General features: G+C 70.7%; 21 protein-coding genes. 13 read left to right on the top strand and 8 right to left on the bottom strand.

Annotated features, from left to right (window positions below; translation table 11 throughout):
- Positions 1 to 71 precede the first annotated feature (71 nt).
- From ACWD3I_RS02100 to ACWD3I_RS02110, 3 genes are read left to right on the top strand one after another with little or no spacing between them, the layout of a single operon-like run.
- Positions 72 to 1013, top strand: a complete 942-nt coding sequence (locus ACWD3I_RS02100; protein ID WP_365394351.1) for an EamA family transporter — start codon at positions 72 to 74, stop codon at positions 1011 to 1013.
- A gap of 35 nt (positions 1014 to 1048) precedes the next feature.
- Positions 1049 to 1948, top strand: coding sequence for a DMT family transporter (locus tag ACWD3I_RS02105; RefSeq protein WP_365394352.1), 900 nt, complete (start codon positions 1049 to 1051; stop codon positions 1946 to 1948).
- Positions 1949 to 1958: 10 nt separating this feature from the next.
- Positions 1959 to 2867, top strand: a complete 909-nt coding sequence (locus tag ACWD3I_RS02110; protein WP_365394353.1) for a LysR family transcriptional regulator — start codon at positions 1959 to 1961, stop codon at positions 2865 to 2867.
- A gap of 198 nt (positions 2868 to 3065) precedes the next feature.
- On the opposite strand, the gene pepN (ACWD3I_RS02115) is transcribed toward ACWD3I_RS02110, so the two are convergent.
- On the bottom strand, positions 3066 to 5639 hold the full coding sequence (pepN, locus tag ACWD3I_RS02115; RefSeq protein WP_365394354.1) for an aminopeptidase N: 2574 nt from the start codon (positions 5637 to 5639) through the stop codon (positions 3066 to 3068).
- Positions 5640 to 5760: 121 nt separating this feature from the next.
- Between pepN (ACWD3I_RS02115) and ACWD3I_RS02120 the strand changes: the two genes are divergently transcribed.
- The gene (locus tag ACWD3I_RS02120; protein ID WP_365394355.1) at positions 5761 to 6237 is read left to right on the top strand and encodes a DUF1203 domain-containing protein; all 477 of its coding nucleotides are present in this window, start codon (positions 5761 to 5763) and stop codon (positions 6235 to 6237) included.
- Here the strand turns inward: ACWD3I_RS02120 and ACWD3I_RS02125 are convergent.
- Together ACWD3I_RS02125 and ACWD3I_RS02130 are read right to left on the bottom strand one after the other, a co-directional pair.
- The gene (locus ACWD3I_RS02125; RefSeq protein ID WP_365394356.1) at positions 6234 to 7250 is read right to left on the bottom strand and encodes an aspartate-semialdehyde dehydrogenase; all 1017 of its coding nucleotides are present in this window, start codon (positions 7248 to 7250) and stop codon (positions 6234 to 6236) included. The genes ACWD3I_RS02120 and ACWD3I_RS02125 overlap by 4 nt on opposite strands.
- Positions 7251 to 7356: 106 nt before the next feature.
- Positions 7357 to 9417, bottom strand: coding sequence for a TerD family protein (locus ACWD3I_RS02130; RefSeq protein WP_365394357.1), 2061 nt, complete (start codon positions 9415 to 9417; stop codon positions 7357 to 7359).
- 106 nt (positions 9418 to 9523) lie between these two features.
- Between ACWD3I_RS02130 and ACWD3I_RS02135 the strand changes: the two genes are divergently transcribed.
- Together ACWD3I_RS02135 and ACWD3I_RS02140 are read left to right on the top strand one after the other, a co-directional pair.
- Positions 9524 to 10069, top strand: coding sequence for a sigma-70 family RNA polymerase sigma factor (locus tag ACWD3I_RS02135; protein WP_266892345.1), 546 nt, complete (start codon positions 9524 to 9526; stop codon positions 10067 to 10069).
- A gap of 1 nt (position 10070) precedes the next feature.
- Complete coding sequence (locus ACWD3I_RS02140; RefSeq protein ID WP_365394358.1) at positions 10071 to 10817, top strand: hypothetical protein; 747 nt, start codon at positions 10071 to 10073, stop codon at positions 10815 to 10817.
- 68 nt (positions 10818 to 10885) lie between these two features.
- On the opposite strand, the gene ACWD3I_RS02145 is transcribed toward ACWD3I_RS02140, so the two are convergent.
- The gene (locus tag ACWD3I_RS02145) at positions 10886 to 14203 is read right to left on the bottom strand and encodes a S8 family serine peptidase (RefSeq protein WP_365394359.1); all 3318 of its coding nucleotides are present in this window, start codon (positions 14201 to 14203) and stop codon (positions 10886 to 10888) included.
- Positions 14204 to 14442: 239 nt separating this feature from the next.
- Entirely contained in the window at positions 14443 to 14970 is a 528-nt protein-coding gene (locus ACWD3I_RS02150) for a CGNR zinc finger domain-containing protein (protein WP_365394360.1), read from the bottom strand.
- A gap of 108 nt (positions 14971 to 15078) precedes the next feature.
- Between ACWD3I_RS02150 and ACWD3I_RS02155 the strand changes: the two genes are divergently transcribed.
- The 6 genes from ACWD3I_RS02155 (at position 15079) to ACWD3I_RS02180 (ending at position 20690) form a co-directional block, all read left to right on the top strand.
- Positions 15079 to 15522 carry a VOC family protein gene (locus ACWD3I_RS02155; RefSeq protein ID WP_365394361.1) on the top strand — a complete coding sequence of 148 codons (444 nt, stop codon included), beginning with the start codon at positions 15079 to 15081 and terminating at the stop codon, positions 15520 to 15522.
- 2 nt (positions 15523 to 15524) lie between these two features.
- Positions 15525 to 16421, top strand: a complete 897-nt coding sequence (locus tag ACWD3I_RS02160; RefSeq protein WP_365394362.1) for a pyridoxamine 5'-phosphate oxidase family protein — start codon at positions 15525 to 15527, stop codon at positions 16419 to 16421.
- Positions 16422 to 16430: 9 nt separating this feature from the next.
- The gene (locus ACWD3I_RS02165) at positions 16431 to 16877 is read left to right on the top strand and encodes an NUDIX hydrolase (RefSeq protein ID WP_365394363.1); all 447 of its coding nucleotides are present in this window, start codon (positions 16431 to 16433) and stop codon (positions 16875 to 16877) included.
- Between the two features lie 232 nt (positions 16878 to 17109).
- Positions 17110 to 18873 carry a TIGR03767 family metallophosphoesterase gene (locus ACWD3I_RS02170; protein ID WP_365394364.1) on the top strand — a complete coding sequence of 588 codons (1764 nt, stop codon included), beginning with the start codon at positions 17110 to 17112 and terminating at the stop codon, positions 18871 to 18873.
- A 95-nt stretch (positions 18874 to 18968) separates the two neighbouring features.
- Positions 18969 to 20114, top strand: a complete 1146-nt coding sequence (locus ACWD3I_RS02175; protein ID WP_365394365.1) for a serine hydrolase domain-containing protein — start codon at positions 18969 to 18971, stop codon at positions 20112 to 20114.
- 99 nt (positions 20115 to 20213) lie between these two features.
- Positions 20214 to 20690, top strand: coding sequence for a hypothetical protein (locus ACWD3I_RS02180; RefSeq protein WP_451084009.1), 477 nt, complete (start codon positions 20214 to 20216; stop codon positions 20688 to 20690).
- A 93-nt stretch (positions 20691 to 20783) separates the two neighbouring features.
- On the opposite strand, the gene ACWD3I_RS02185 is transcribed toward ACWD3I_RS02180, so the two are convergent.
- Both ACWD3I_RS02185 and pepN (ACWD3I_RS02190) read right to left on the bottom strand, forming a co-directional pair.
- The gene (locus ACWD3I_RS02185) at positions 20784 to 21830 is read right to left on the bottom strand and encodes a hypothetical protein (RefSeq protein ID WP_266892365.1); all 1047 of its coding nucleotides are present in this window, start codon (positions 21828 to 21830) and stop codon (positions 20784 to 20786) included.
- Between the two features lie 235 nt (positions 21831 to 22065).
- Positions 22066 to 24639, bottom strand: a complete 2574-nt coding sequence (gene pepN, locus ACWD3I_RS02190) for an aminopeptidase N (protein WP_365394367.1) — start codon at positions 24637 to 24639, stop codon at positions 22066 to 22068.
- A 157-nt stretch (positions 24640 to 24796) separates the two neighbouring features.
- Between pepN (ACWD3I_RS02190) and ACWD3I_RS02195 the strand changes: the two genes are divergently transcribed.
- Positions 24797 to 25453, top strand: coding sequence for a mycothiol-dependent nitroreductase Rv2466c family protein (locus tag ACWD3I_RS02195; RefSeq protein WP_365394368.1), 657 nt, complete (start codon positions 24797 to 24799; stop codon positions 25451 to 25453).
- A gap of 9 nt (positions 25454 to 25462) precedes the next feature.
- Here the strand turns inward: ACWD3I_RS02195 and ACWD3I_RS02200 are convergent, their stop codons facing one another.
- Positions 25463 to 25684: a hypothetical protein gene (locus tag ACWD3I_RS02200; protein ID WP_327717117.1), complete on the bottom strand. Its 222-nt coding sequence runs from the start codon at positions 25682 to 25684 to the stop codon at positions 25463 to 25465.
- Between the last annotated feature and the right edge of the window lie 37 nt (positions 25685 to 25721).

Below are 25721 nucleotides of genomic sequence, written 5' to 3' on the forward strand. Positions count from 1 at the left end.
GCCCCCGAGAGGTTCACCCGAGGCTTCCCCATCCCGCCACCCGCCACCCCGCCACCCCGAAGGGAACTGTGATGACCCGGTCCGCGACCATCCTCCTCACCGCCCTCGCTCCCGTCTCCTGGGGCACCACCTACGCCGTCACCACCGAGTTCCTCCCGGCCGACCGTCCCCTGTTCACCGGGCTGGTGCGGGCTCTGCCCGCCGGGCTGTTGCTGCTCGGGGTGGCGCGGGTGCTGCCGAAGGGGGCCTGGTGGTGGAAGGCGGCGGTGCTCGGGGCGCTGAACATCGGTGCGTTCTTCCCGCTGCTGTTCCTGTCGGCGTACCGGCTGCCCGGCGGTATGGCCGCGGTCGTCGGATCGGTGGGGCCGCTGCTCGTCGTGGGCCTTTCGGCGCTGCTGCTGGGGGAGCGGCCGACCGCGCGGAGTGTGGTCACCGGGGTCGTCGCGGCGTTCGGGGTCAGTCTCGTCGTACTGAAGGCGGCCGGGGCGCTCGACCTCGTGGGTGTGCTGGCGGCCTTCGCCTCGGCCGCCTCGATGTCCGCCGGGACCGTGCTGACCAAGCGGTGGGGGCGGCCCGACGGAGTGGGTCCGCTCGCGCTCACCGGGTGGCAGCTGACCGCGGGCGGGCTGCTCATCGCGCCGCTCGCGCTGCTGGTCGAAGGCGCCCCGCCCGCGCTCGACGGACGGGCGGTGGGCGGCTACCTCTATCTGGCGCTGGCCAACACGGCGGTCTCGTACTGGCTCTGGTTCCGCGGGATCGGGCGGCTCAGCGCCACGCAGGTCACCCTCCTCGGCCCGCTCTCCCCGCTGACCGCCGCGACCGTCGGCTGGGCGGCGCTCGGACAGGCGCTGACGCCGGTCCAACTGGCGGGGATGGCGGTGGCGTTCGGGGCGACGGTGGCGGGGCAGCTGGGGCAGCGGGAGGCGCGCACCGCCGGTCGATCGTTCAGTTTTCCTGAAAGGAATGGTCGTAAAGATTCGATGGACGTGACAGATGCGGCGCTGCGACGGTAGATCCACCGAGATCACCGCCCAGTGGAAGGACCCCAGTGACCGCCGTCCTCGAAAGGACCGCCCGTACGACCTCCGCCCCGAGGGCCGCCGCCCTCGGGGTTCTGCTCGCCGCCGTCGCGACCGTCGTCTGGTCCGGCAGCTTCGTCACCTCCCGTGCGCTGCACGACAGCGTGCCGCCCGTCCAGCAGGCCTTCTGGCGCTGGATCGTCGCGCTCGTCGCGGTCGCCCCCTTCGGCGTCCGACAGGCGTGGCGGCAGCGGAAGGTGATCAGGCGGCATCTCGGATTCGTGGTGCTCGCCTCGCTGCTCGGGGTGACCGTCTACAACACCTTCGTCAACCAGGCCGGTTCGACCACCTCGGCCGCCAACATGGGCATGATCATGGCCGCTTCGCCGGTGCTGATGGCGGTGTTCGAACGCATGGGCGGCGTACGGCCGGGCGCGCGCCGGACCGGTGGGCTGCTGGTGGCGTGCGGGGGCGTGGTGCTGCTCGTCGGGGGCGGGGCGGGGTTCGCCGCGGGTGACCTGTGGATGATCGCCGCGGCCTGCTGCTTCGGGTCGTACAGCGCGCTGCTGCGCCGAAAGCCGGCGGAACTCGGCGGTACGGCCTTCCTGTTCACGACCTTTCTGTTCGGCACCGTCCTGCTGCTGCCCGCGCAGGGGGTGAGCCTCGCCGTCCAGGGCGGGTTCGAGCCGACGGCCGGCACGGTGCTGCCCCTGCTGTACGTCGGTGTCTTCTCCTCGGCCGTCGCCTTCTTCGCCTGGAACCGGGCCATCGCCCTCGTCGGTCCGTCCCGGGCCGGAGTCGTGTACTACCTCCAGCCCCTCTGCGTGGCCCTGCTGTCCTGGGCCCTCCTCGGCGAGACGGTCTCCGCGGCGCAGGCGCTGTGCATGGCGCTGATCCTCGGCGGGGTGATGCTGGGTGCCGCCGGATAGGTTGGCCGCCATGCTCGACTGGGACATCCGGAAACTGCATATCCTGCGGACGCTGCGGGAGCAGGGCACCGTGACCGCGACGGCCGAGGCGCTGCGGATGACGCCGTCCGCGGTGTCGCAGCAGCTGACCAACCTCGCCAGGCAGTTGGGCGTGCCGTTGCTGGAGGCGCAGGGGCGGCGGGTGCGGCTCACGGACGCGGCGCGGCTGGTGCTGCGGCACGCCGAGGCGGTGTTCGAGCAACTGGAGCGGGCGGACGCCGAACTGTCGGCGTACGTGCACGGCGAGGTCGGTGAGGTGCGGGTCGGCGCCTTCTCCACCGCCGTGCCCGCGCTGGTGGTGCCTGCCGTACGGGCCCTGCGGGCGACGCACCCGGGGGTGAGCGTGCGGGTGCGCGAGGCGGAGGCCGGGGAGGCGTACGAGCTGCTGGCCGGCGGCGAGGTCGACCTCGCGCTGTCCCTGGCCGCGCAGGCGCCGGAGGTGGGGGACGGCCGGTTCACACGGGTCGAGCTGCTCGCGGACCCGCTGGACGTCGCGCTGCCGCGGGGGCATCAACTGGCGGCCGTGGAGCGGCTGCGGCTGGCCGATCTCGCCGGGGAGTCCTGGATCTTCGGGGGAAGCGGGCCCTGGTCCGACATCACACGCGGGGCGTGCGAGGCGGCCGGGTTCAGCCCGCGACAGGGGCATTCCGCGGCGGGGTGGACGGCGATCCTCGCGATGGTCGAGGCGGGAATGGGAGTGGCGCTGGTGCCGCGGATGGCGGCGGTGCGGCGGGACGGGGTGCTCATGCGGGAGCTGGGGGCGGACCGGCCGGTCCGGCATGTGGTGGCCGCGGTGCGCAAGGGGAGCGAGGCGGGGGTCGCGGTGGGGAGGGTGCTGTCGGCTTTGGAGGGGATTGCCGGTGGGCTTGCGCGGTGGTGAGCCGGGCCGGGGGCTGGACGGAGGTGGTAATCGCCGCCGCCCGCACGCACCTGAGGGGCGCGGGGACCTGCGCGACCAGCCCCCACTCGGCCGCACTCGCGACACGGCCTCGCACCCCACCCCCCTCGGCGGCCCTGCCCCGGTACGGCAAGGGGCGCCCGATGGCTCACCGGGCGCCCCTCATCGTCGTACCGGCGACTACGACGCCGCCGCGTCCGCCGCCTGGGCCCTCAACGCGCGCTCCACGCCCGCGCGGGACTCCGAGACCAGGCGGCGCAGGGCCGCGTTGGGCTCGGCGGAGGCCAGCCAGGCGTCCGTCTTGTCCAGGGTCTCCTGGGAGACCTGGATCGTCGGGTAGAGGCCGACCGCGATCTGCTGGGCGATCTCGTGCGAGCGGGCGTCCCAGATGCCCTTGACCACCTCGAAGTACTTGTCCGTGTACGACGCCAGCAGCTCCCGCTGCCCGGTCTGGACGAAGCCTCCGATGACGGCCTCCTGAACCGCGTTCGGGAGCTTGTCGGACTCGATGACCTGGGCCCAGGCCTCGGCCTTGGCCTCCTCGGTCGGGCGGGCGGCACGGGCGGTGGCCGCGTGGCGCTCGCCGGCCGCCGTCCTGTCCCGCTCGTACTCGCCCGCGATCTCCGCCTCGTCGAAACGGCCGACCGACGCCAGGCGCTCCACGAACGCCCAGCGCAGCTCGGTGTCGACGGCCAGGCCCTCGATCGTCTGCGAGCCCTCCAGCAGGGCGTCCAGGAGGTCCAGCTGCTCCGGCGTACGGGCCGTGGCCGCGAACGCGCGCGCCCACGCCAGCTGGTGGTCGCTGCCCGCGGCCGCCGAGCGCAGATGCGCCAGCGTGGCGTCCGTCCAGCGCGTCAGCAGGGCCTCGCGGGCGGTCGGGTCGGCGTACAGCTCGATCGCCAGCTTCACCTGGCGGTGCAGGGACTGCACGACACCGATGTCCGACTCCTTGCCGATGCCGGACAGGACGAGGGAGAGGTAGTCGCGGGTGGCCAGTTCGGCGTCGCGGGTCATGTCCCAGGCCGAGGCCCAGCACAGCGCGCGCGGCAGCGAGGACTCGAAGTCGCCCAGGTGCTCCGTCACGAAGGCCAGCGACTGCTCGTCCAGACGGACCTTCGCGTACGACAGGTCGTCGTCGTTGAGCAGGACCACCGCCGGACGGCGCTTGCCCACCAGCTGCGGTACGGCCGTCAGCTCGCCGTCCACGTCCAGCTCGACGCGCTCGTCGCGGACCAGCTTGCCGCTGTCGTCGTCCAGTTCGTACAGACCGACCGCGATGCGGTGCGGGCGGAGGGTGGGTTCGCCCTGCGCGCCGGCCGGGAGTGCCGGGGCCTCCTGGCGGATCGCGAAGGAGGTGATGACGCCGTGCTCGTCCGTCTCGATCTCGGGACGCAGGATGTTGATACCGGCCGTCTGGAGCCACTTCTCCGACCAGTGCTTCAGGTCACGGCCGGAGGTCTCCTCCAGCGCGCCCAGCAGGTCGGACAGCCGGGTGTTGCCGAACGCGTGGCGCTTGAAGTACGCCTGCACGCCGCCGAAGAACTCGTCCATGCCGACGTAGGCGACGAGCTGCTTGAGGACGGAGGCGCCCTTGGCGTAGGTGATGCCGTCGAAGTTGACCAGCACGTCGTCGAGGTCGCGGATCTCGGCCATGATCGGGTGCGTCGACGGGAGCTGGTCCTGGCGGTACGCCCATGTCTTCATGGAGTTGGCGAACGTCGTCCACGAGTGCGGCCAGCGGCTGTCCGGGGCGTACGCCTGGCAGGCGATCGACGTGTACGTGGCGAACGACTCGTTCAGCCACAGGTCGTTCCACCACTCCATGGTGACCAGGTCGCCGAACCACATGTGGGCCAGCTCGTGCAGGATCGTCTCGGCACGCATCTCGTACGCGGCGTCGGTGACCTTCGAGCGGAAGACGTACTGGTCGCGGATGGTGACCGCGCCCGCGTTCTCCATCGCGCCCGCGTTGAACTCCGGCACGAACAGCTGGTCGTACTTCTTGAACGGGTACGCGTAGTCGAACTTCTCCTGGAACCAGTCGAAGCCCTGCCGTGTCACCTCGAAGATCGCGTCCGAGTCGAGGAACTCGGCGAGGGAGGGGCGGCAGTAGATGCCGAGCGGGACGGACTGGCCGTCCTTCTCGTACACGCTGTGGACCGAGTGGTACGGGCCGACGATGAGCGCCGTGATGTACGACGAGATCCGCGGGGTCGGCTCGAAGACCCAGATGTCGTCCTTCGGCTCCGGCGTCGGGGAGTTGGAGATGACGGTCCAGCCCGAGGGGGCCTTCACGGTGAACTGGAAGGTGGCCTTCAGGTCGGGCTGCTCGAAGGAGGCGAAGACGCGGCGGGCGTCCGGCACCTCGAACTGGGTGTACAGGTAGGCCTGCTGGTCGACGGGGTCGACGAAGCGGTGCAGGCCCTCGCCGGTGTTGGTGTACGCGGCGTCCGCGACCACGCGGAGCACGTTGCGGCCCTCCAGCAGCCCCGGCAGGGCGATCCTGGAGTCCTTGAAGACCTCGGCAGGGTCGAGCGGGTCCCCGTTGAGCGTCACCTCGTGGACGGCCGGGGCCACCAGGTCGATGAAGGTCTCGGCGCCGTTCTCAGTGACGTCGAAGCGCACCGTGGTCACGGACCGGTAGGTACCGCCCTCTTGCGCGCCGGAGAGGTCGAGATCGATCTCGTACGAGTCGACGCTGAGCAGGTTCGCCCGCTGTTGCGCCTCTTCGCGAGTCAGGTTTGTGCCAGGCACGCGGTCATCTCCTCGTTATGTGTGGGTTCGGCGGTTCGGCCATCCTTCCACGGGTCCCGTACCGAACGCGATGTCCAAAACCCGCCGGTGACCGGGGCGGACACGCGCGAGTGTGGGAGACATGACCACCTACACCGCACGCCCCATCACCCCCGAGATCCTGAAAGAGCTCCGGTCCACGGACGACGCGGGACGCGAGTTGGTTCCCGTGACCGACGAGGAGGGCGGGGCACCGCTCCGCTGCTGTCTGCGGCGCAGCGCGCCGGGCGAGCGGATCGCCCTCGTCTCCTACGCCCCGCTGCGCCGTTGGGCCGCGGAGACGGGTGCCGAGCCGGGGGCGTACGACGAGCAGGGCCCCGTCTTCGTCCATGCCGAGGAGTGCGCGGGGCCACAGCCCGACGGCTACCCCTTCGCCAACGCCCACCGGACGGTCCGCCGCTACTCCGCCGAGGGGCACATCCTGGGCGGAGAGCTGGTCGGGGCCCCCGACGACGACGCCTTCCGGAACGCGTTCGACGACCCGGCCGTGGCGCTGGTCCACGTCCGGGCCGTCGAGTACGGCTGTTTTCTCTACGAGGTGCGCAGGCCCAGCACCTAGCCCTTGAGCTCCGCCGCCACCAGCTCCGCGATCTGGACCGCGTTCAGCGCGGCACCCTTGCGGAGGTTGTCGTTGGAGATGAAGAGAGCGAGACCGTGCTCGACCGTCTCGTCGCGGCGGATGCGGCCGACGAAGGAGGCGTCCTGGCCGGCGGCCTGGAGGGGGGTCGGGATGTCGGAGAGGGTCACGCCGGGGGCGCCCGCCAGGAGCTCCGTCGCGCGCTCCGGGGTGATCGGGCGGGCGAAGCGGGCGTTGACCTGGAGCGAGTGGCCGGAGAAGACCGGGACCCGCACGCAGGTGCCGGAGACCTTCAGCTCGGGGAGCTCCAGGATCTTGCGGGACTCGTTGCGGAGCTTCTGCTCCTCGTCCGTCTCGTTCAGGCCGTCCTCGACGAGGTTGCCCGCGAAGGGCAGGACGTTGAAGGCGATGGGGCGCTTGTAGACCTGCGGCTCGGGGAACTCGACCGCCCCGCCGTCGTGGGTGAGCTTGTCCGCGTCGGCGGCGACCTTCTGCACCTGACCGTGCAGCTCGGCCACGCCCGCGAGGCCCGAGCCGGACACCGCCTGGTAGGTCGTGGCGATCAGCGTCTGCAGGCCCGCCTCCGTGTCCAGCACCTTCAGGACCGGCATCGCGGCCATCGTGGTGCAGTTCGGGTTGGCGATGATGCCCTTGGGGCGGTCCGCGATGGCGTGCGGGTTCACCTCGGAGACGACCAGGGGGACCTCGGGGTCCTTGCGCCAGGCCGAGGAGTTGTCGATCACCACGGCGCCCTGCGAGGCGACCTTCTCGGCCAGCGCCTTCGAGGTCGCGCCGCCCGCGGAGAACAGCACGATGTCCAGGCCCGTGTAGTCCGCCGTCGAAGCGTCCTCGATCGTCACGCCGTCCAGGACCGAACCCGCGGAGCGGGCCGAGGCGAACAGGCGCAGCTCTGTGACCGGGAAGGCGCGCTCCTTGAGGATCCTGCGCATGACCGTGCCGACCTGACCGGTGGCTCCGACGATTCCGACCCTCACAGCGACTCCTTTGCGTGGCGTTTACGTGGCCTGGACGTTTCCATCATGCGTCTCATCCGGGCCGTCGTGTCCAATCCTTTGCCCGAGGAATGGGACGGCATTCCTGTCAGGGGCGCAGTTCGAGCGTCCACTCGCCGAGCGACCTGACATGGAGGAACGTGCTCGAAACGCGGTGTGGGCCGGAAGATGCGGTGAGTTTCCGGTGCGGGAACAGATTTTCGTCGAGTTCGAAGACGTGGATCATGGCGGTTCCGACGACCACCAGCTCGGCCTCGGGCCCGATGTGACGTACGACTCCATACCGGTCGCCCGGGGTCCGGGCGCCGAGCACGGGGGCCGCGTCGAGCGGGGCCGGATCCAGGCGCCACTTCGTGCCCTCGGCGGCGCGGACCGTGAGGAAGCAGGTGCCGCCCGGGTCGACCCACACCGGGCCGAGGCCGGGACGGCGGCGGCCGAGGGTGTCGGCGATCAGCGCCGACTTTCCGTACGGGTGGTTCAGGGACCACGCGCTCAGGGGCTCGTTGTCGCCGCGGGAGGTCCGCTGCACCGTCATCGGCATGGGCGGCCCCTGGTAGCGCAGGACCGCGCTCCCCGTGCCCTCGGTCGCACCGGTGAGCAGGGGTGCCTCCTCCTCGGGCAGCAGCCTGAGCGTCCACTCGCCCGCACAGCGGACCCGTACGGTCTGCTCGGCCCTGCCGTCGGCGAAGAGCACCGCCGTGCCACGGGTGCCGCGGTCGTGGCCGTTGAGCCAGTCGTCCTCGTCGCCGTACTCGTCGACGGTCTTCACCTCGAGCGAGTAGTTGGCCCTGGCGCCCGGGAAGTCGTACCGGACCAGCGCGGGGCGCCCGGGCCGGGGGTTGGCCAGCGTGACCGTGTTCTCGCCGCGGCCCTGGTAGGAGCCGGTCCTCCGGCCGGCGGACGGGTCGCGGACGGGCAGGGGCTTGGCGGTGAGCTCCCAGTCCCCGTCGCCGTGCTCGATCACCAGCAGCAGCGGGCCGTCGGGGACCGGGACGGTCTGCTTGAGCTTTCCGGTCTCGTTGCACAGCAGCTCGTGGTCGTCGAGGTCGTCGAAGCGCTCGGCCTCGTGGCAGTTCAGCACGAACCATTCGCCGCGGTCGGCGCCGCCGTCGAAGCGGACCTTCACATCGGCCATGGTGCCCAGGTAGGAGACGACGTCCGGCCCGCGCCCCTTGAGTGTCTGCGTGCCCAGCGCACGGGCCGCCGACAGCGGCAGGACCGTGATCGTCCAGTCGCCGTCGTAGTTGACCTTCATCCGCAGCGGACGGTCGCGCGGGGGCTGCACCAGGGCGCGGCCGTGGAAGTCGCGCAGGGTGGTGTTGAAGGCCGTCTCCTCGTCCTTGTTGCGCCGGTTCAGCGTCTCGACGCAGAGCCATTCGTCACCCCGGACCCGTGCCTCCACGATCACCGGGCTGGGCGGCAGCGGCATGTCCACGGAGACCACGCCGTTCCCGCGGCCGCTCTGGGTGTGCGGGGCGAAGTCGGGTCCCAGGGGGGCGGGGGACCAGGCCGGGACGGGAGCCGATATGAGCGTGGCGGTCGGTGGCACGCCCTCCTTCGTGACGACCGGGTTCGGCACCGGAGCCATCGGAGCCATCGGAGCCGCCACCGGGATCGGCACTGGCTCCGCCACCACGATCCCGAAGTCCGTCGCCAGCCCCGCGAGCCCCGAGTCCCACCCCTGCCCCACCGCCCGGAACTTCCACTCCCCGTTGCGCCGGTAGAACTCCCCGAGCACGAAGGCCGTCTCGCCGCCCGCGTCCGTCACGTCGTAGTGCACGACGATCGAACCGTCCGCCGCCACGGTCTGCACCGCGAGCCCGGGCACCGCCCCGAACGTGCCGTCGTCGCACGACGCGGCGATCAGCACCCGCTGGACCGCCGGCTCCACCCGGGGCAGATCCAGCTCCAGCCACTCGGCGAGCTGGTCCGCACCGTCACCGGTGCCGAGATGCCGTACCGCCCCGGACGGATGGGCGGGCTGGTTGTGGAAGACGAGGTCGGCGTCGCCGCGTACCTTGCCCGCCGCGTCGAGGAGCAGCGCCGAGACGTCCACGACGGGCGTCCCCGGCACCTTGCGGCGGCAGACGGCAACCCTCAGAAGACCGGCGGGAACAGGGGCGTTGGCCCCCTTCGCGATGTGCGTCATGGGGCACATGGTGACAGTGAAGATCATGTGAAGAAAGAATTCCGGGAATGGGGCCGAACGTTTCCGCCCCCACCGGCGTCATAGAGGAAACGCGGCTAGGGGAGGGGTGGCTGTGCTGCGCAGAAAGGCCCGTCGCGGCCAGGGGGACGGTGTCCATGACGGGCCGGACGACCCCCTCGACGCGGCTCAGGAACGTCGGGTGCGGGCCGTGCTCGCGCTCGGCGGCGTACCGCAGGCGGACCTGCCGGACGGGGTGCAGCAGGTCCGCCTGCGGTTGCTGGAGCGGGCGGCGAAGGGGTACGAGGCGCCGCGCGACGTCTCCGCGTGGGCGGCCGTCGTCGCCTCCAACCTCGCCATGGACTGGCACCGCGCCAAGCGCCGCCAGGAGCGGATCGGCGAACGCCTGGCCTCCCTGCGCCAGTTGGAGCACCCCTCGGGCGAGGACACCAGCGTGCTCTCCCTCGCCGTCGCCCAGGGCCTCGACGAACTGCCCGACTCCCAACGCCAGGTCCTCGTCCTGCGTTTCTTCGCCGACCTGCCGGTGCGCGACATCGCGCACGAGCTCGGCGTCCCCGAGGGCACGGTCAAGAGCAGGCTGCACACGGCGGTCCGCGCACTGCGCGCCCGCCTGCACGAGGGTGAGGTGGTGTGACGTGACCGCCGAACACGACGGCATCGACGCGCTGATGGCCGCGATCACCGACGAACCACTGTCCGAGGAAGCCCGCGGGGACGCCGTCTTCATGGCCGAACACCGGTCGGCGAGCGCCGACCTGACGCTGCTGCGCGAGCAACTGGGCGTCATCGGCCAAGCCCTCGCCGAACCGGTCCCGGCCCCGGTCCCCGTTCCGGTCCCGGCCCCGAAGCCGGCTCGGGTGGGTCCCTCACGCGTCCGCCGATGGGTCCCCAAACTCGCCCTCGGTGGCCTCGCGGTGGCCGCGGCGGCCTCCGTGGTCGCCGGTCTGGGCTGGCTGATCGTCACGGGCGGGCCCAGCGCCATGTCCGGGTCGGACGACAGCGGGGCCAGCGCCCAGAAGTCCGGGGCCGAGGCCGACGCCGACGCGGGCACCCGCTTCGGCAGCCCGCACTATCTCGCCTGCACCCGTCTCGTGGTCGAAGGCAAGGTCACCTCGGTCGAACGGCTCGTGGACGGGGTGCAGTTGCGGATCACCGTGGAGGTGAGCCGCTACTACAAGCAGGACGGGCAGCAGCCGGACACCCTCACCTACGTCATCGAGGACACCTTCGGCCGCGGTCTCGTCAAGGGCGACCAGGTGCTGTTCGGGGTCGCGAAGGGCGACGCGGTGCCCGACCACTGGGTGGTCGGCGAGGAGGCGGTCGCCCGTGAACGGGCGTGGATCAAGGCCTCGTTGCCGGAGTCGCGCAAGCTGACCTGCTGACGGGGGCGGGCACGACGAAGGGGCGGGCGCCCGATGGACGCCCGCCCCTCCCTTGTCGTACCCGCAACCTACGGGGTGACCTTCTCGATCGTCACGCTGCCGATGCCCGCGACCGTGCCGCGAGCGTTCACCAGCTGGACCTGACCGAAGAACTCACGGCCCTCAGGAGCGGCCGCCAGGGCGGTGACGTCCGCGGAGACGTCCGCGGTGCCACCCGTACCCAGCTTCACCGCGACCGAGTCGTCGACCGTGACGGCGCCCAGGGCGGCGGAGAAGAACACGTCCTGGTAGTCGTAGGCCGTCGAACCGGCCGGGACCGCGTAGCCGATGACCTGGATGGTGTACGTACCGGCGGCGGGGTTCGCCACCGAGACGGACTCCTCCGAGTCACCGTCGGCCGAGGAACCGGCCTCCTCGCCGTTGCCGTCCAGGACGACCAGGTCGAGGTCGGCGGCCGCGTCGGAGACGTTGCCGATGGCGACGTCCAGCGACTTGGCACCCTCGGGGACCTCGACGGTGGTGACCTGGGTGTCGCCTTCGGCGATGGTCGGGCGGGCCGACTTGGCCGAGCCGAGCGGGCCGCCGACGAGCTTGCCGTCGAGCGCGGCGAAGTTGTTCGTCACCTTCCAGGAGGCGGCGGTCGGGGTGCCGACCTTGGCCTCGGGCACGGTCACGACCTCCGGGTCGAAGGCGGCGCCGAGGACGGTGACGTCCAGCTTGTACGGGTTGTCGAGCAGCGGCGACGTACGGCGCGACTCGATCTCGATCTCCCACACGCCCGGCGTCGGGGTCGGGTACGACCGCACGTCGGGGCGGCAGCCGTTGCCGTCGAGGTAGTTGTTGTAGCAGAACGGAGTACCGGCGAACGCGGAGTTCTCCGCGGACACGCCGTACGGGTGGATCGACATGAACCGGGTCTGGCTCTGGCCCTTCAGCCCGCCGATGGCGACCTCGAGGGACTTGGCGCCCTCGGGGACGGTCACGAAGTAGTGCTGCGAGCCGTTGCGCTGGACGGTGTTCGACGCCGAGTAGGTGTACTTCAGCGGCGTCGAGACCACGACCGTGTTCAGGATCTGCTTGTCGATGCCCTCGGTCCTCGGGTCGTCGACCTCGAGGATCGCGCTCTTGAGACCGGCGGTCGGCGCCTTCGCGGCGATCTTGACGGTGACCGGCTTGTTGAGCTCCAGCTTGACCTCGTCCGAGCCGACGATCGAGAAGGTGCCGGAGGCGTTGTTCTCGAGGTGGAGCTCGTGACGGATCGCCTTGTCGGCGCCGGACGTACGGGTGATGGTGACCTCGTACGACTTCTTGACCCCGGCCTTCAGGCCGCCCTCACGGTCGTAGATGCCGGTGCCGAAGCCCGGCGTCTTCAGGAACTGGTCGATCGCGGTGTCGACCGGCGCCTTGACGGTGTAGTCGTGGGCGGTCGCGCCGTCCTTGATGGAGTCCCAGGCGTCCTCGATGTTCATGAGGCCCGCGCCCTCCTCGTACGCCTGCACACCCTTGATGTGGTCGGCGGTCGAGGTCAGCGCCGTGCGCAGGGTCTTCGGGGTGAGCGCGATGCCCTTGGCCTTGGCGGCCGACAGCAGCAGCGCCGAGGCGCCCGCGGCCTGCGGGGACGCCATCGAGGTGCCCTGGAGCATGCCGTAGCCGGCCGGCAGCGAGTAGCCCGCCTCGGCGACCGGGGCGCCCGGCAGCCAGGTCTGGATCGTGTTGATCGCGGCACCCGGGGCGACCAGGGTCGGCGTGAAGCCGCCGTCCTCACGCGGGCCGCGCGAGGAGAACGGCATCATCGCGTACGACTTGGACACGGTCGAGCCGTAGTTGGAGTACCACGTCGCCTTGGAGACCGAGGCGCCGACGGAGATCACCTTGTCGGCCAGACCGGGGTCGCCGATGGTGTTGGCACCCGGGCCGGAGTTGCCGGCCGAGATGACCAGCTGGACGCCGTAGGTGTCGATGAGGCGCGTGTAGAGCTCGGAGCGCGCGTTGTTGCCGTCGTTGAGCGCGGGCAGACCGCCGATGGACATGTTGACGATGTCGACACCACGGTTGGCGACGAGGTCGATCATGCCCTCGGTGAGCGCGATGTTCGTGCAGCCCGGGCCGAACACACAGGCGCGGGACGACACCAGCTTGGCGCCCGGGGCGGCACCGTTCATCTTGCCGCCGAACAGGCTGTTCGCGGCGGTGATGCCGGCGACGTGCGTGCCGTGCTCACTGGAGATCATGCCGATGTTGACGTAGTCGGCCTTGGCGCCGGAGCCGTTGTAGACGACGTCCTTGCGGATCTCGGCGACGAACGGGATGCGCTCGGAGACCTCGGTCGCCGGGTTGTCCGTGCCGAAGTAGGCGATCTGGTGGCCGTCCTTGTACGGCTTCAGGGCCTCTTCGTCGGTGAAGTCCTGGTCGTCGTCGAGGTCGACGCGCATCGTGCCGGCCGCGGCGTCGTACAGGACGCCCCAGGCATCGGTGGTGTCGCCGTCACGGTTGACGTCGCCCAGCTGGTCGCCGCCGGAGGTCACGGACTCGTAGAAGTAGTTGAACTTGTACGAGCCGTCCGGCGCCTTGAAGGTCTCGGCGGCGCCGCCCGCGGGGGTCGCCGAGAACGTCGGGCCCGCCACGGAGGCGGTCATCCGCCGCCAGGAGAGGTCGCCGTCGGAGACCGGGTCGGTGGCGGTGACCCAGTCGACGACCTTGCGCTCACCGGTGGTGGTCTTCTGCAGCGACGGGTGGGCGAGGTCGATGCCCGAGTCGAGGATGCCGATGGTGATCCCGCGGCCGTCCGCCTTCGGGTGGTCCTCCACGAAGTCGACGGCGCCCGTCTCGAAGGACGGGTTGTACGGGTTCTCGGCAGGGGTCTTCTTGCCGGGCGCCGCGGGCGTGGCCGCCTTGCTCGCGGCTGCGCCCTTGGCGGTGTCCGCGCTCGGCGTCGGGTCGTCCAGCGGGATCTCCTGGCGCAGGTCGATGCCGTGCACGGAGGAGAGCTTGACGGCGGCGGCGATGGCCGAGTCCGCCTTCGCGGTGGGGACGGTGGCGCGGACGTAGCCGACCTTGTCGAAGGTGCGGCCCACGAGGCCGCCGGCCACGGCGTCCAGCTGCTTGGCGACCTGCTCGGTCTGCCCCGGAGCGGTCGCGATCATCATCGAGACGTTCTTGTCGCCGTCGGCCTTCGCCTCGGCGAGCAGGTCCGCGTCGTCCGAACCGAGCTTGTCGTGGGCGGACTTGACGCCCGGGTCGGCCGCGGCGGGCGCGTCGGCAGCGGCGACGGCCATGGGAATCGGCCCGGCCGCGGAGAGCGCGGCCACGAGACCGGCGGCCACGGCTATACGCACCACGCGTCTCGCGCCGCCCGATATCGGTTCGCGCTGGGGGGTGAGGGTCATCGGCATCCCTTGTAGGTAAAGGAACGTGCGGTAGCGGCCGGGGCCGATCGGTCCTGACCGCGAAGGTCCGGAAATGCGACCCCGGACGATCGCACAGCTTTACGCATGGGAAGGATGTTTAGGGAGAGTTGACCGAATCGATATGGGCGTATGGGGAAAACCCGCGATCCCCTTTAGGTATATGAGCGACCAAAGGGACAACTCGCCCTGCCATCTCTCAGGTTTCTCTGGTACAGCTCTCAACTTTCCTTGGTGCGCGCGTAGTGCCGCGACGCCTTCGCCCGGTTTCCGCAGGCCGCCATCGAGCACCAGCGGCGCGTGCCGTTCCGCGAGGTGTCGAAGAAGTGCAGGATGCACGCCTCGTGGGCGCAGCCGCGGATCCGGTCGGGCGCGGCGGTGAGGAGCTCCAGGTAGTTGCGTGCGGCGAGCCAGGCGGGTCCCCAGGTGCGGTCGTGGAACTCAGGCACCTCGCCGGGTCCTTCGGTGGTGAGGGTGGCCCGGATCCGGCCGTGCTCCAGGACGGCGTCGAGCGGCGCCGCGGCGGCTTCGTGGACGGCCTCGCGCAGCGCGTCCCGCGCCTGGAGCGCATGCCGCAGAGTCAGCGCATCCGCCTCGAACCGCCCGTCGAGCGCGTTGGCTCCGAGCCACACCGCCAGCCCGTCGATGTCGCTCAGCAGATCCTGCACGGCCCCTTCCCGCATCCACCGCGTGTTGAGCAGGTCGAGCGCGAGGGGCTCGCCGGTGAGGGGGCGGGGGTCGGTGGACATGTGGGACTCCTTCCGTGCTAACCGCTCAAGAGTACGTGACTGGTTGCGCCGGCCGCCTATAACCCTTAATGTTGTTTTGACAGGTTAGATCAGCTGAAGGGGACAGCCATGACCTTGCGCACCGGCCACATCGGCCTGAACGTCACCGAGCTCGACCGCTCCCTCGCCTTCTACCGCGACGTCCTGGGCTTCGCCCTGATCGGCGAGGGCAAGGAGGAGGGCCGGCGGTACGCCTTCCTGGGGGACGGCGACAGCCTTGTCCTCACGCTCTGGCAGCAGGCCGGCAAGGGTTTCGAGGGCGACCGCGCCGGACTGCACCACCTCGCCTTCGAGGCGGACTCGATCGAGCGGGTCAGGGAGTACGAACGGGCGCTGCGGACGTACGGCGTGGACTTCGCCTACGAGGGGGTCGTCGCCCATCGCGAGGGCGCGGCCTCGGGCGGCATCTTCTTCCACGACCCGGACGGCACCCGCCTGGAGATCTCCGTGCCGAGCGGCGCGGAGGGTGCGCCGGCACCGGTCGAGTCGGCCCCCACCTGCGGCTTCTTCTAGACATGGGCGTCTATCACGCGGGCGCACGGACCGTGCAGGACCGGGTCGGGGTGCGGGAGCAGGCGGACCACGTGGGGCGGGCGATCGGCGAGGGCGTCAAGCCGGTCGCGGCGGCCTTCCTGGAACTCCAGCCGCTCCTGGTCCTGGGCGCCGCAGACCCGTCGACGGGCCGGGTCTGGGCATCGCCGCTCTCCGGAACGCCGGGGTTCGTCCGGGCCACCGGCCCCCACCGGATGTCGGTGGCCGGCGGGGTCCCGGAGACCGACCCGCTCGCCACCGCCCTCGCCACGCCCGGCACACCCGTCGGCACGATCGCCCTCGACCCCCGCACCCGCCGCCGTATGCGCCTGAACGGCCGACTCCGGCCGACGGCACGGGGATTCGCGGTGGAGGCGGAGAAGGTGTTCGCCAACTGCCCGAAATACCTTCAGAGGAGAGAGTCGTACGAGGTGGTGGGCGACCGGGAAAGGGGAGTTGCGGTACGGGGAGGTGAACTGGAGCCGGGGCAAGCGGAGTTCATCTCCTCGGCCGACACGTTCTTCATGGCGACCGTGCACTCCGGCACCGCTGCCGAGGCCAGCCATCGGGGCGGCAACCCCGGCTTCGTGCGGGTCGATTCCCCACACGAGCTGAGCTGGCGGGACTACCCGGGCAACGCCATGTTCCTCACCCTGGGGAACCTCGCGGCGGACCCGAGGGCCGGGCTGCTGTTCCTGGACTGGACGAGCGGGACGACACTGCAGCTGACGGGCGAGGCGCGGACCGAGTTCGGGGGCGATCCCGGGACGCGGCGCCGGGTCCGATTCACGGTGCGGGAGGTCGTGGAGACGCCCTCGGCGGTGCCCCTGCGCTGGTCGGCGCCCGAATACTCGCCCGCGAATCCGGAGCCGGCGGGCTAACTTCCGTACATGCGGAAGAAGCTGAGGGTGGCGGCCTACGCCATGTGTGTCCGTGACGGCAAACTCCTGCTCGCCCGCTGGATCGGCGACGACGGCAGGCCGGAGTGGACCCTGCCGGGCGGCGGGATGGAACACGGGGAGGACCCGTACGACACCGTCCTGCGGGAGGTGGACGAGGAGACGGGCTACGCCATCGAGATCACCGGACTGCTGGGTGTGCACACTCGCCGCCACATCTCCACCCGCCGCTTCGGCCGGGTCGTCGACCACCACGCGCTCCGGCTCGTCTACGAGGGCCGGATCACCGGCGGTGAGCTCCGCCACGAGATCGGCGGCTCCACCGACATGGCCGCCTGGCACGACCTGGACGCGGTGGCCGAACTGAACCGGGTGCCACTGGTCGACATCGGGCTGCGGCTGTGGCGCGAGCGGCCGGCGGCGGGGCGGGCGGTATAGCGGTCGTACCCGCGAAAATGAACACGGAGTGACCGCCTCCCGGCCGTTCGAGGAGCGGTCGTGGGCGCGGAGGGTGGCCCAAGATCCACGTACGGTGATCGGTGTTGCCCGTTGCGGTCTCGTTCACGCGCAGGTCATTCCCGGTGCCAACGATCCAGAGCGAGCGGGTTGTTCGCGACAGCGAGCCCCCCGCGACCACTGCCGACGCGTTCGCACTCGGGGAGACCGCGCCATGTCGCGCACACGCTCTGTCGTCACCTCCGCCCTGGCGGTCAACCGCCGTACCGTCCTCGCAGCCACCGGCGCCGCAGCCGTCTCCGCGGGTGTCGGTTACGCCCTGCGGCCCACCGACAGCCAGGCCGCCACCACCACCGGCACCGCTGCGGAGGGGGCGCCCGTCGCCCAGTCCCGGCAGGCCCCCGCCGTCCCGCTCGCCCCGTACACCCGGGGCACGACTGTCGCCACCGTCGCCGCCGCCCGTACCGCCTCCGGTTTCCGCCGCCTCGGTGACGGTCCCGGCTGGGAGCGGGTGGTGCGCAGCGAGCTCGCCGCACCGAAGGCGGGCCGCGCGGGCCGCCGTACCGCGCTCGCCGCGTTCGTCCAGCTCACCGATCTGCACCTGATCGACGCCCAGCACCCACTGCGCCTGGAGTACCTCCGCTCGACCGACGTGCACGCCTGGCGGCCGCAGGAGGCGCTGACCGTGCACGGGGCGATCGCGCTCGTGGAGCGGATCAACGCGCTGCGCGGCGCTCCCGTCACCGGCGCGCCGCTGCACTTCGCCATGACCACCGGCGACAACACGGACAACAATGCCAAGTCCGAGCTGGAGTGGTTCCTGAAGGTCATGAGCGGCGGCCGCGTCACCGCCAACACGGGTGACCCCCGGCAGTACGAAGGCGTCCAGAACAGCGGGATCAAGCAGTACTGGCAGCCCGACACCACCGTCCGCGACGCCGACAAGCAGCGCGGCTTCCCGCACCTCGACGGCTTCCTCGCCGCCGCGATCCGCGAGCTGAACAGCCCCGGCCTGAACCTTCCCTGGTACTCCACGGTCGGCAACCACGACTCCATGCCGCTCGGCTGCTACGCCTCCCACGGCGACTCCTGGCTCACCGAGTACGCCGTCGGCGGCAAGAAGCTGATGAGCCTGCCCGCGGCCGAGGCCAAGAAGCTCCAGGACGCCATCAAGAAGGCAAAGGACCCGAAGGGCGTCGGCTTCCGCGACCTCCTCAAGGCCCACGCCCGTGACATGCGCTCGGTGACACCGGACGAGCTGCGGGCACCGTTCACCCCGCGCGAGTACGTGCAGGCCCACCTGGACCCGGCGTACCGCGGTCTCGGCCCGGTCGGCCACGGCTACTCCACCGCCAACCTCGACGCGGGCACCCAGTACTACTCCTTCCGCATCGCCGAGGACGTCATCGGCATCAGTCTCGACACCACCGACGCGGGCGGCCACTACGAGGGGTCCGTCGGCACGGCCCAGATGAAGTGGCTGGACAAGACGCTGAAGGACAACAAGGACTCGTACGCCGTCGTCTTCAGCCACCACACCAGCAAGTCGATGGACAACACTCGCCCCGACCCGGCCCGCCCCGGCGAGCGCCGCCACACCGGTGCCGAGGTCGTCACCCTGCTCGGCCGTCACCGCAACGTCCTCGCCTGGGTGAACGGCCACATCCACCGCAACGAGATCACCCCGCACGCCGTCGGCAACGGGCGTTCCTTCTGGGAGATCTCCACCGCCTCCCACGTCGACTACCCCCAACTCGCCCGCGTCGTCGAGCTGGTGGACAACAAGGACGGCACGATCTCCCTCTTCACCACCTGCGTCGAGTCCTCGGCCCCGCACCGCACGGACTTCGCCGACCTCTCCCAGACGGGCCTGTCGGCCCTCTACCGCGAGCTCTCCTACAACGCCCCCGGCGGCCGCACGGACCTGGCGGGCACGACGGGCGACCGCAACACCGAGCTGGTTCTGAAGAAGGGCTGAAACCCACTCAACCGGCGCACCCGGCTCAACCTCGGCGATCTCGGCCGTGTCTCACCTCCCGACCACGCTCGACGAAGAGCACAAAGGGGAGAGACATGACCGTACGGACGACTCTCGTGGCGGCGACGGCCGTGGCGCTGTCACTGGCCCTCGCGGGCCCCGCGTTCGCGGCGGCACCCGCCAGAGGTGACCACGAGGCGACCCGCGAGGCGATCGAGGCCGCGGTGAAGGACGGCGTACCCGGGGTGACGGCGACGGCGAGGACCGGACACAGCGTCTGGGCCACGACCGCCGGTGTGGGCAACCTCCGGACGGACCAGCCGCGTTCGGTCCACGACCGCTTCCGCGTCGGCAGCATCACCAAGACCTTCGTGTCGACGGTGGTGCTGCAACTGGAGGCGGAGGGCCGGCTGTCGCTGGACGACAAGGTGGCGAAGTGGCTGCCGGGCACGGTTCGGGGCAACGGCCACGACGGCCGCGGGATCACCCTGCGCCAGCTCCTCAACCACACCAGCGGCATCTTCAACTACACCGCCGACGAGGACTTCGGCAGGACGTACTTCCTCAAGGACGGCTTCTTCGAGCACCGCTTCGACACGAAGGCGCCGGCGGACCTGGTGGCCATCGCGATGACCCACAAGCCGGACTTCGCGCCGGGCACGTCCTGGAACTACTCCAACACCAACTACGTCCTGGCGGGCATGGTGATCGAGAAGGTCACCGGCAGGCCGTACGGGGACGAGGTCCGCCGACGGATCGTGGAGCCCCTGTCCCTGAACGCCACCTCCGTCCCCGGCACCCGGGTCACCGTCCCGCGGCCCAGCAGCCGTGCCTACTCCAAGCTCGCCGAGACGGCGACGGGACCGACGTACGACGTCACCGAGCTGAACCCCTCGCTGGCCTCGGCGGCGGGCGAGATGATCTCGGACTCCTCCGACCTGAACCGCTTCTACTCGGCCCTGCTGAAGGGCCGGCTGCTCCCGCCCGAGCAGCTCAAGGAGATGAAGACCACGGTGACGGCCGGGGAATACCCGAACGCCGGCTACGGCCTCGGCCTCATCGACCGCAAGCTGTCCTGCGGCGTCCATGTCTGGGGCCACGACGGCGGCATCCACGGCTCGAACTCGGTGGCGGTGACCACGAAGGACGGCCGCCACTCGCTCGCCTTCAACTTCAACGGGGACTGGTCGGGGGACAGCGACGCGGTGATCGAGGCGGAGTTCTGCGGCAAGCAGGGCTGAGGCGCCGGGCCCTGACTTTGCCAGGTCTGTCATTGACAACGGTTCAGTGGAAAGTCGAAGATCCGCTCGATATTCATGGGGTCTTCGAGGCGGCATATCGTGGCGTTGGGTCTGGTTGGTCGGGTCGTTCGGCGGTCGCAGGGGTTCCTGGAGCCCGGTGAGCAGGTCCGGCACGTGGTGCTGGCGCAGGGTGGGCTCAATCCCTGGTTGCAGAACGTCTTCTTTCTGAGCGGGCTCATCGGGGCGCGTTTCCTCGTCGCCGCATGGGGCGGGCCGGGTGTTTTCGAGCTGCTCTGGAGTGTTCTGGGGGCGATGGCCGGGGCCTTTCTCGCCACCGTGTTCATCAGCCGGCGTGTGGTGTTGATGACCGACCGGGGTGTTGTCGTGCTGGAGTACGGGCGGTTCGGGGGTGTGAAGCCGACGCGCGTGCTGGCACGGTTGCCGTGGGGGACGGGAATGGGCCCGCTGTCCGGCCTGTGGGCGCGGACCGAACTGGCCGGTGAGCGGCTCTGGGTGCACAGGAGATGGCACCGGGATGCCGCCGCGCCGAGGATGCCGCACGTCGGCAAGCGGTAGGCGGTAGGCGGTCGCAGGCGTGAGGAGGGGCCGCCGATCCCCCTCCGATCGGCGGCCCCTCCTCTCCCCTCCTGATCCCGCCCCGGTCCGTCACTACCGGGGCAGCACCACGACATACGCCGCCGGATCGCGGTCGCCCGACGCCATGAGCGCCGTACGGACCACCGCCGCCTGCTGTTCCGCCGCCTCGCGGAGCTTCTTCGGGGTGATGTGGACGACCGTGATGCCGAGGCGCTCCAGGTGTTCGCGCTTGCGGGCGTACTCGGACCACAGGGCGTCCTCGTCCTGGCGGGGCGCCCGGGTGTCCAGTTCCACGGCCACCGCCTGCTCCGGCCAGTACGCGTCCAGGCCGCCCAGGTGAGGGCCGCCGGGGAGGCGAAGGTCGACGTTCCACACCGGGTCCGGCAGGCCGTGTTCGCGGACCATGCGGTACAGGCGGTCCTCCGCGATCGCCCGGCCCTCCGCGAGCAGGGAGTCCACCGCGTCCACCACGTGCGGGCGGCTCAGCAGCTTCGCGTTGTTCAACTCACGGACCACCGCAGCCGGTTCGCAGTGGCCGCCCCGGACCGCTTCCGTGAGCAGACGGCGTACCACTCCCGCGTCCGACAGTTCCGCCACCGCGTCGGCCAGGGCGCGGGGCACCGGGGCCACCGGGAGGCCCGTGACCTGTTGCGGGGCCGGCATGGACGTCGTACGGACGATGCGGGCGCAGCCCGTCGAGCGCAGTCGGCGCAGGCGCGGGACCAGGACGTCCAGCTTGTCCAGCGACATCAGCGGGGGCGCCGACGTGAAGCCGTGCAGCGTCAGGGCCGCGAGGCCGGTGAGCATCGCCTCCGCGTACGTCGGGGCGTGCGGCTGCTCGGCTCCGGGCTGGGCCGGGACCCCCGCCGGGCGCTCCTTCGCCGTGTACATCAGGACCGCGTGCAGGCGCTCCTCGCTGGTCGGCGGGCCCGGGTGGAGCAGGATCACGCCCGGCAGGAGCTGCTGCCAGGGGCCGCCGGGGCGGCACTGCTCGTTCGTCTCGGACGACGAGACGCCGTGCGACCTCAACTGCGCGGCCGTCATCACCCGGCGGTGCACCTCCGAGAGGTGGCGGACCGGGCGGGGGGAGAGCGGGGGGACCGGGGTGTTGTGGTTCATGCAGCGGGGATTCCCGCCGTTGATCTGATTCCTAACCCCTGTTACGTGCCTGTCGACGAATGCGGACAAGGCGGTACTAAAGGACGGGTGTTCGGGTGCCGAGTAGGCAGCGAAAACCCCTGGTCCGAATGGGTTGGACCAGGGGTTACGGCCGCTATTGCCTGAATTTCGTAACGGCTACCAAGAGCCCAAGCTCAGGGCAGAGATCGGTAGGGATCGGCGGCAGCGCGACGGTTCAGCCCGCCGTCGCGTCGCACTCCTGCCCGCGCAACGCCCGTGCCAGGTCGTCCCTCGCCTCCAGCACCAGACGGCGAAGGGCCGGGGCGGCTTCCTCGTGCGCCGCCAGCCATGCGTCCGTCGCCTCCACCGTCGCCTGCGACTGCTGGAGCGACGGGAACAGGCCGCCGACCACGTCCATGGCGATCTGGATCGAGCGGTCCGTCCACACCCGCTCGATCACCTCGAAGTACTTCGACGCGTACGGCGCCAGCAACTCCCGCTGCGAGGACTGGTTCCAGCCCGAGATCGTGGCCCCGACCAGTGCGTTCGAGAGGGCGTCGGACTCGACCACCTGCGCCCACGCCTGCGCCTTCACCGCGGCCGACGGGCGGGCCGCCAGACAGCGGACCTGGTGGCGCTTGCCCGACGCCGTGTCGTCGCGGGCCAGTTCGGCCGCGAGCGCCGACTCGTCCGCCACCCCGTGCGCGGCCAGCGGCTCCAGGAACGCCCAGCGCAGCTCCTGGTCCACCTCCAGGCCGTCGATCTTCGCCGTTCCCTCCAGCAGACCCTGGAGCAGCTGGAGATCGGCCGCACCGGACGCCGCCGTCGCGAAGAACCGCGCCCACGCCAACTGGTGCTCACTGCCCGGCTCCGCCAGCCGCAACTCCTTCAGCGCGCCCTCGGCCAGCAGCCGCTCGCCCGTCGGACCCCACTCCGGGGCCACGTAGTTGACCAGCGAGGAGTTCGCCCACGCGTGCAGCATCTGCAGCACACCGATGTCCGACTCCCGGCCCGCGAACCGCAGCACCAGGTCCACGAAGTCCCGGGCGGGCAGCAGCGCGTCCCTCGTCATGTTCCACAGCGCCGACCAGCACAGGGCCCGGGCGAGAGGGTCGGCGATGTTCCCCAGATGCCCCTTGAGGGTCTCCAGGGAGCCCGAGTCGAACCGCGTCTTGCAGTACGTCAGGTCGTCGTCGTTGACCAGCACGAGCTCCGGCGCCTGCGCACCCGCCAGCTCCGCCACGACCGTCCTCGGACCCTCTACGTCCACCTCCACGCGCGCGTACCGCTCGACCGCCCCGTCCGCGCCCTTGCGGTACAGACCCACCGCCACCCGGTGCGGGCGCAGTTCGGGGTGGGACTCGGCAGCCTCCTGGACCACGGCGACCTCGTCCACCAGGCCCTCGGGGTTCAACAGCACCTGCGGGGTCAGTGAGTTGACCCCGGCCGTCTGGAGCCACGACCGCGACCACGCCGCCATGTCCCGGCCACTGGTCTCCTCGAGGACCGACAGCAGGTCACCGAGGCGGGTGTTGCCGTACGCGTGCCGCTTGAAGTAGCGCCGCGCGCCCTCGAGGAACGCGTCCTGGCCGACGTACGCCCCGAGCTGCTTCAGGACCGAGGCGCCCTTGGCGTAGGTGATGCCGTCGAAGTTGAGCTTGGCGTCCTGGAGGTCGCGGATGTCCGCCGTGATCGGATGCGTCGACGGCAGCTGGTCGGCGCGGTACGCCCAGGCCTTGCGGCGGTTGGCGAAGGTGATCCAGGCGTCCTCGAAGCGGGTCGCGCCGACGTTGGCGAACGTGCCCATGAAGTCCGCGAAGGACTCCTTCAGCCACAGGTCGTCCCACCACACCATGGTGACGAGGTCGCCGAACCACATGTGCGCCATCTCGTGCAGGATGACGTTGGCCCGCGCCTCGTAGGACGCCCGCGTCACCTTGCCGCGGAAGATGTACTCCTCGCGGAAGGTCACCAGGCCCGGGTTCTCCATCGCGCCCAGGTTGTACTCGGGCACGAACGCCTGGTCGTACTTCCCGAAGGGGTACGGGTAGTCGAAGTGCTCGTGGAAGAAGTCCAGGCCCTGCTTGGTGATCAGGAAGACGTCGTCGGCGTCGAAGTGCTTCGCCAGTCCCTTGCGGCACAGGGCGCCGAGGGGGATCTCCAGCGTCGTACCGTCGCCCAGTTCGCGGGAGTAGGAGTCCGTCACGTAGTGGTACGGACCCGCCACGACACAGGTGATGTACGTCGAGATCGGCTTCGTCTCCGCGAAGCGCCACACGCCCTCGGACAGCTCCCCGGCCCCGTTGCTCCACACCGTCCAGGCCTCCGGCGCCCGCACCTCGAAGCGGAAGGGGGCCTTGAGGTCCGGCTGCTCGAAGTTGGCGAAGACGCGGCGGGAGTCGGCCGGCTCGTACTGCGTGTAGAGGTAGACCTCGCCGTCCTCGGGGTCGACGAAGCGGTGCAGGCCTTCGCCGGTGCGGGAGTAGGCGCACTGGGCGTCGACGATCAGCTCGTTGTCGGCGGCCAGGTCCTCCAGGGCGATCCGGGAGCCGTCGAAGACCTCGCTCGGGTCCAGGTCCTTGCCGTTGAGTGAGACGGCCGTCACACTCGGCGCGATCAGGTCCGCGAAGCCGGTCGCGCCGGGCTCGCTGCACCGGAAGCGGATCGTGGTCACGGACCGGAAGGTGCGCGGCGCCTCGTCCTCGCCGCCCACGGCGGAGCGGACGTCGAGGGACACGTCGTACCCGTCGACGGACAGCAGGGCGGCCCGCTCCCGGGCCTCGTCACGGGACAGATTCTCACCGGGCACGGGCGGTACTCCCTCGGGTGGTGTTCGGTATGTGGACAGCACCGATCCTGCCATGTGCCCCTGACGCGCGGCAGCGGGGAATGACGGGCGGCAGCGGGAATGGGGCGGGATACGGACGGCGTTCCCTCTTCGTTCGAACACTTTCCTTAGGAGACGCATGTCCGAGACCAGCTCCGCGAAGACGCCCGTCGACTTCTGGTTCGACCCCCTGTGCCCCTGGGCCTGGATGACCTCCCGCTGGGTCCTGGAGGTGGAGAAGGTCCGGGACATCGAGGTGCGCTGGCACATCATGAGCCTGGCCGTGCTGAACGAGGACAAGATCGACCAGCTGCCCGAGGAGTACCGGGAGATGCTGGCGACCAAGGCGTGGAAGCCGGTACGGGTGGCGACCGCGGCCTGGCAGAAGCACGGCGCGGACGTCCTCGGCCCGCTCTACACCGCGCTCGGCACCCGCTTCCACAACAACGGCGAGGGCCCGACCCTCGAGGCCATAGCCGGCGCACTGGCGGACGCCGGTCTGCCCGCCGACCTGATCGACTACGCCGACCAGGAGGACTTCGAGTTCGACGCCGAGCTGCGCGCCTCCCACAAGGAGGGCATCGACAAGGTCGGCCAGGAGGTCGGCACCCCGGTCATCGCCGTCCCGGGCCCCGACGGCGAGCAGATCGCCTTCTTCGGCCCGGTCGTCACCCCGGCCCCCAAGGGCGACGACGCGGCGAGGCTCTGGGACGGCACGCTCGCGGTCGCGTCGGTGCCGGGCTTCTACGAGATCAAGCGCACGCGGACCAAGGGCCCGGACTTCAGCAACCTGTGACCGGCGCGGTCAGCCGAAACTCGCGGGAAGACTGAAGCCCTTCGACTGGTTCCACCGCGGCTGGACCCACCGGCACTGCCCCGCCGCGGTGCCGCCCTCGCACCGGAAGTAGCCGGGGGCCTCCTTCTTCCCGCGCAGCGACTCGATGTACTTCTCCTCCGCCTTGTTGACCTTGCGGAACGAATACGCCTTGCCCTTGGGGCATGTGGGGCAGTGGATGTAGTCGGACATACGGACCTCCCCCTGGTCGGAAGGGGAGCGTAGGCCC

Source organism: Streptomyces sp. NPDC002817 (assembly GCF_053592055.1).

Excerpts from the sequence above, each read along its gene's own strand:
- ACWD3I_RS02110 (WP_365394353.1), top strand. The coding sequence starts at position 1,959 with ATGCTCGACTGGGACATCCGGAAACTGCATATCCTGCGGACGCTGCGG.
- ACWD3I_RS02170 (WP_365394364.1), top strand. The coding sequence starts at position 17,110 with ATGTCGCGCACACGCTCTGTCGTCACCTCCGCCCTGGCGGTCAACCGC.
- ACWD3I_RS02185 (WP_266892365.1), bottom strand. The coding sequence starts at position 21,830 with ATGAACCACAACACCCCGGTCCCCCCGCTCTCCCCCCGCCCGGTCCGC.
- ACWD3I_RS02195 (WP_365394368.1), top strand. The coding sequence starts at position 24,797 with ATGTCCGAGACCAGCTCCGCGAAGACGCCCGTCGACTTCTGGTTCGAC.
- ACWD3I_RS02145 (WP_365394359.1), bottom strand. The coding sequence starts at position 14,203 with ATGACCCTCACCCCCCAGCGCGAACCGATATCGGGCGGCGCGAGACGC.
- ACWD3I_RS02150 (WP_365394360.1), bottom strand. The coding sequence starts at position 14,970 with ATGTCCACCGACCCCCGCCCCCTCACCGGCGAGCCCCTCGCGCTCGAC.
- ACWD3I_RS02200 (WP_327717117.1), bottom strand. The coding sequence starts at position 25,684 with ATGTCCGACTACATCCACTGCCCCACATGCCCCAAGGGCAAGGCGTAT.
- ACWD3I_RS02175 (WP_365394365.1), top strand. The coding sequence starts at position 18,969 with ATGACCGTACGGACGACTCTCGTGGCGGCGACGGCCGTGGCGCTGTCA.
- ACWD3I_RS02120 (WP_365394355.1), top strand. The coding sequence starts at position 5,761 with ATGACCACCTACACCGCACGCCCCATCACCCCCGAGATCCTGAAAGAG.
- ACWD3I_RS02160 (WP_365394362.1), top strand. The coding sequence starts at position 15,525 with ATGGGCGTCTATCACGCGGGCGCACGGACCGTGCAGGACCGGGTCGGG.
- ACWD3I_RS02155 (WP_365394361.1), top strand. The coding sequence starts at position 15,079 with ATGACCTTGCGCACCGGCCACATCGGCCTGAACGTCACCGAGCTCGAC.
- ACWD3I_RS02165 (WP_365394363.1), top strand. The coding sequence starts at position 16,431 with ATGCGGAAGAAGCTGAGGGTGGCGGCCTACGCCATGTGTGTCCGTGAC.
- ACWD3I_RS02100 (WP_365394351.1), top strand. The coding sequence starts at position 72 with ATGACCCGGTCCGCGACCATCCTCCTCACCGCCCTCGCTCCCGTCTCC.
- ACWD3I_RS02130 (WP_365394357.1), bottom strand. The coding sequence starts at position 9,417 with ATGACGCACATCGCGAAGGGGGCCAACGCCCCTGTTCCCGCCGGTCTT.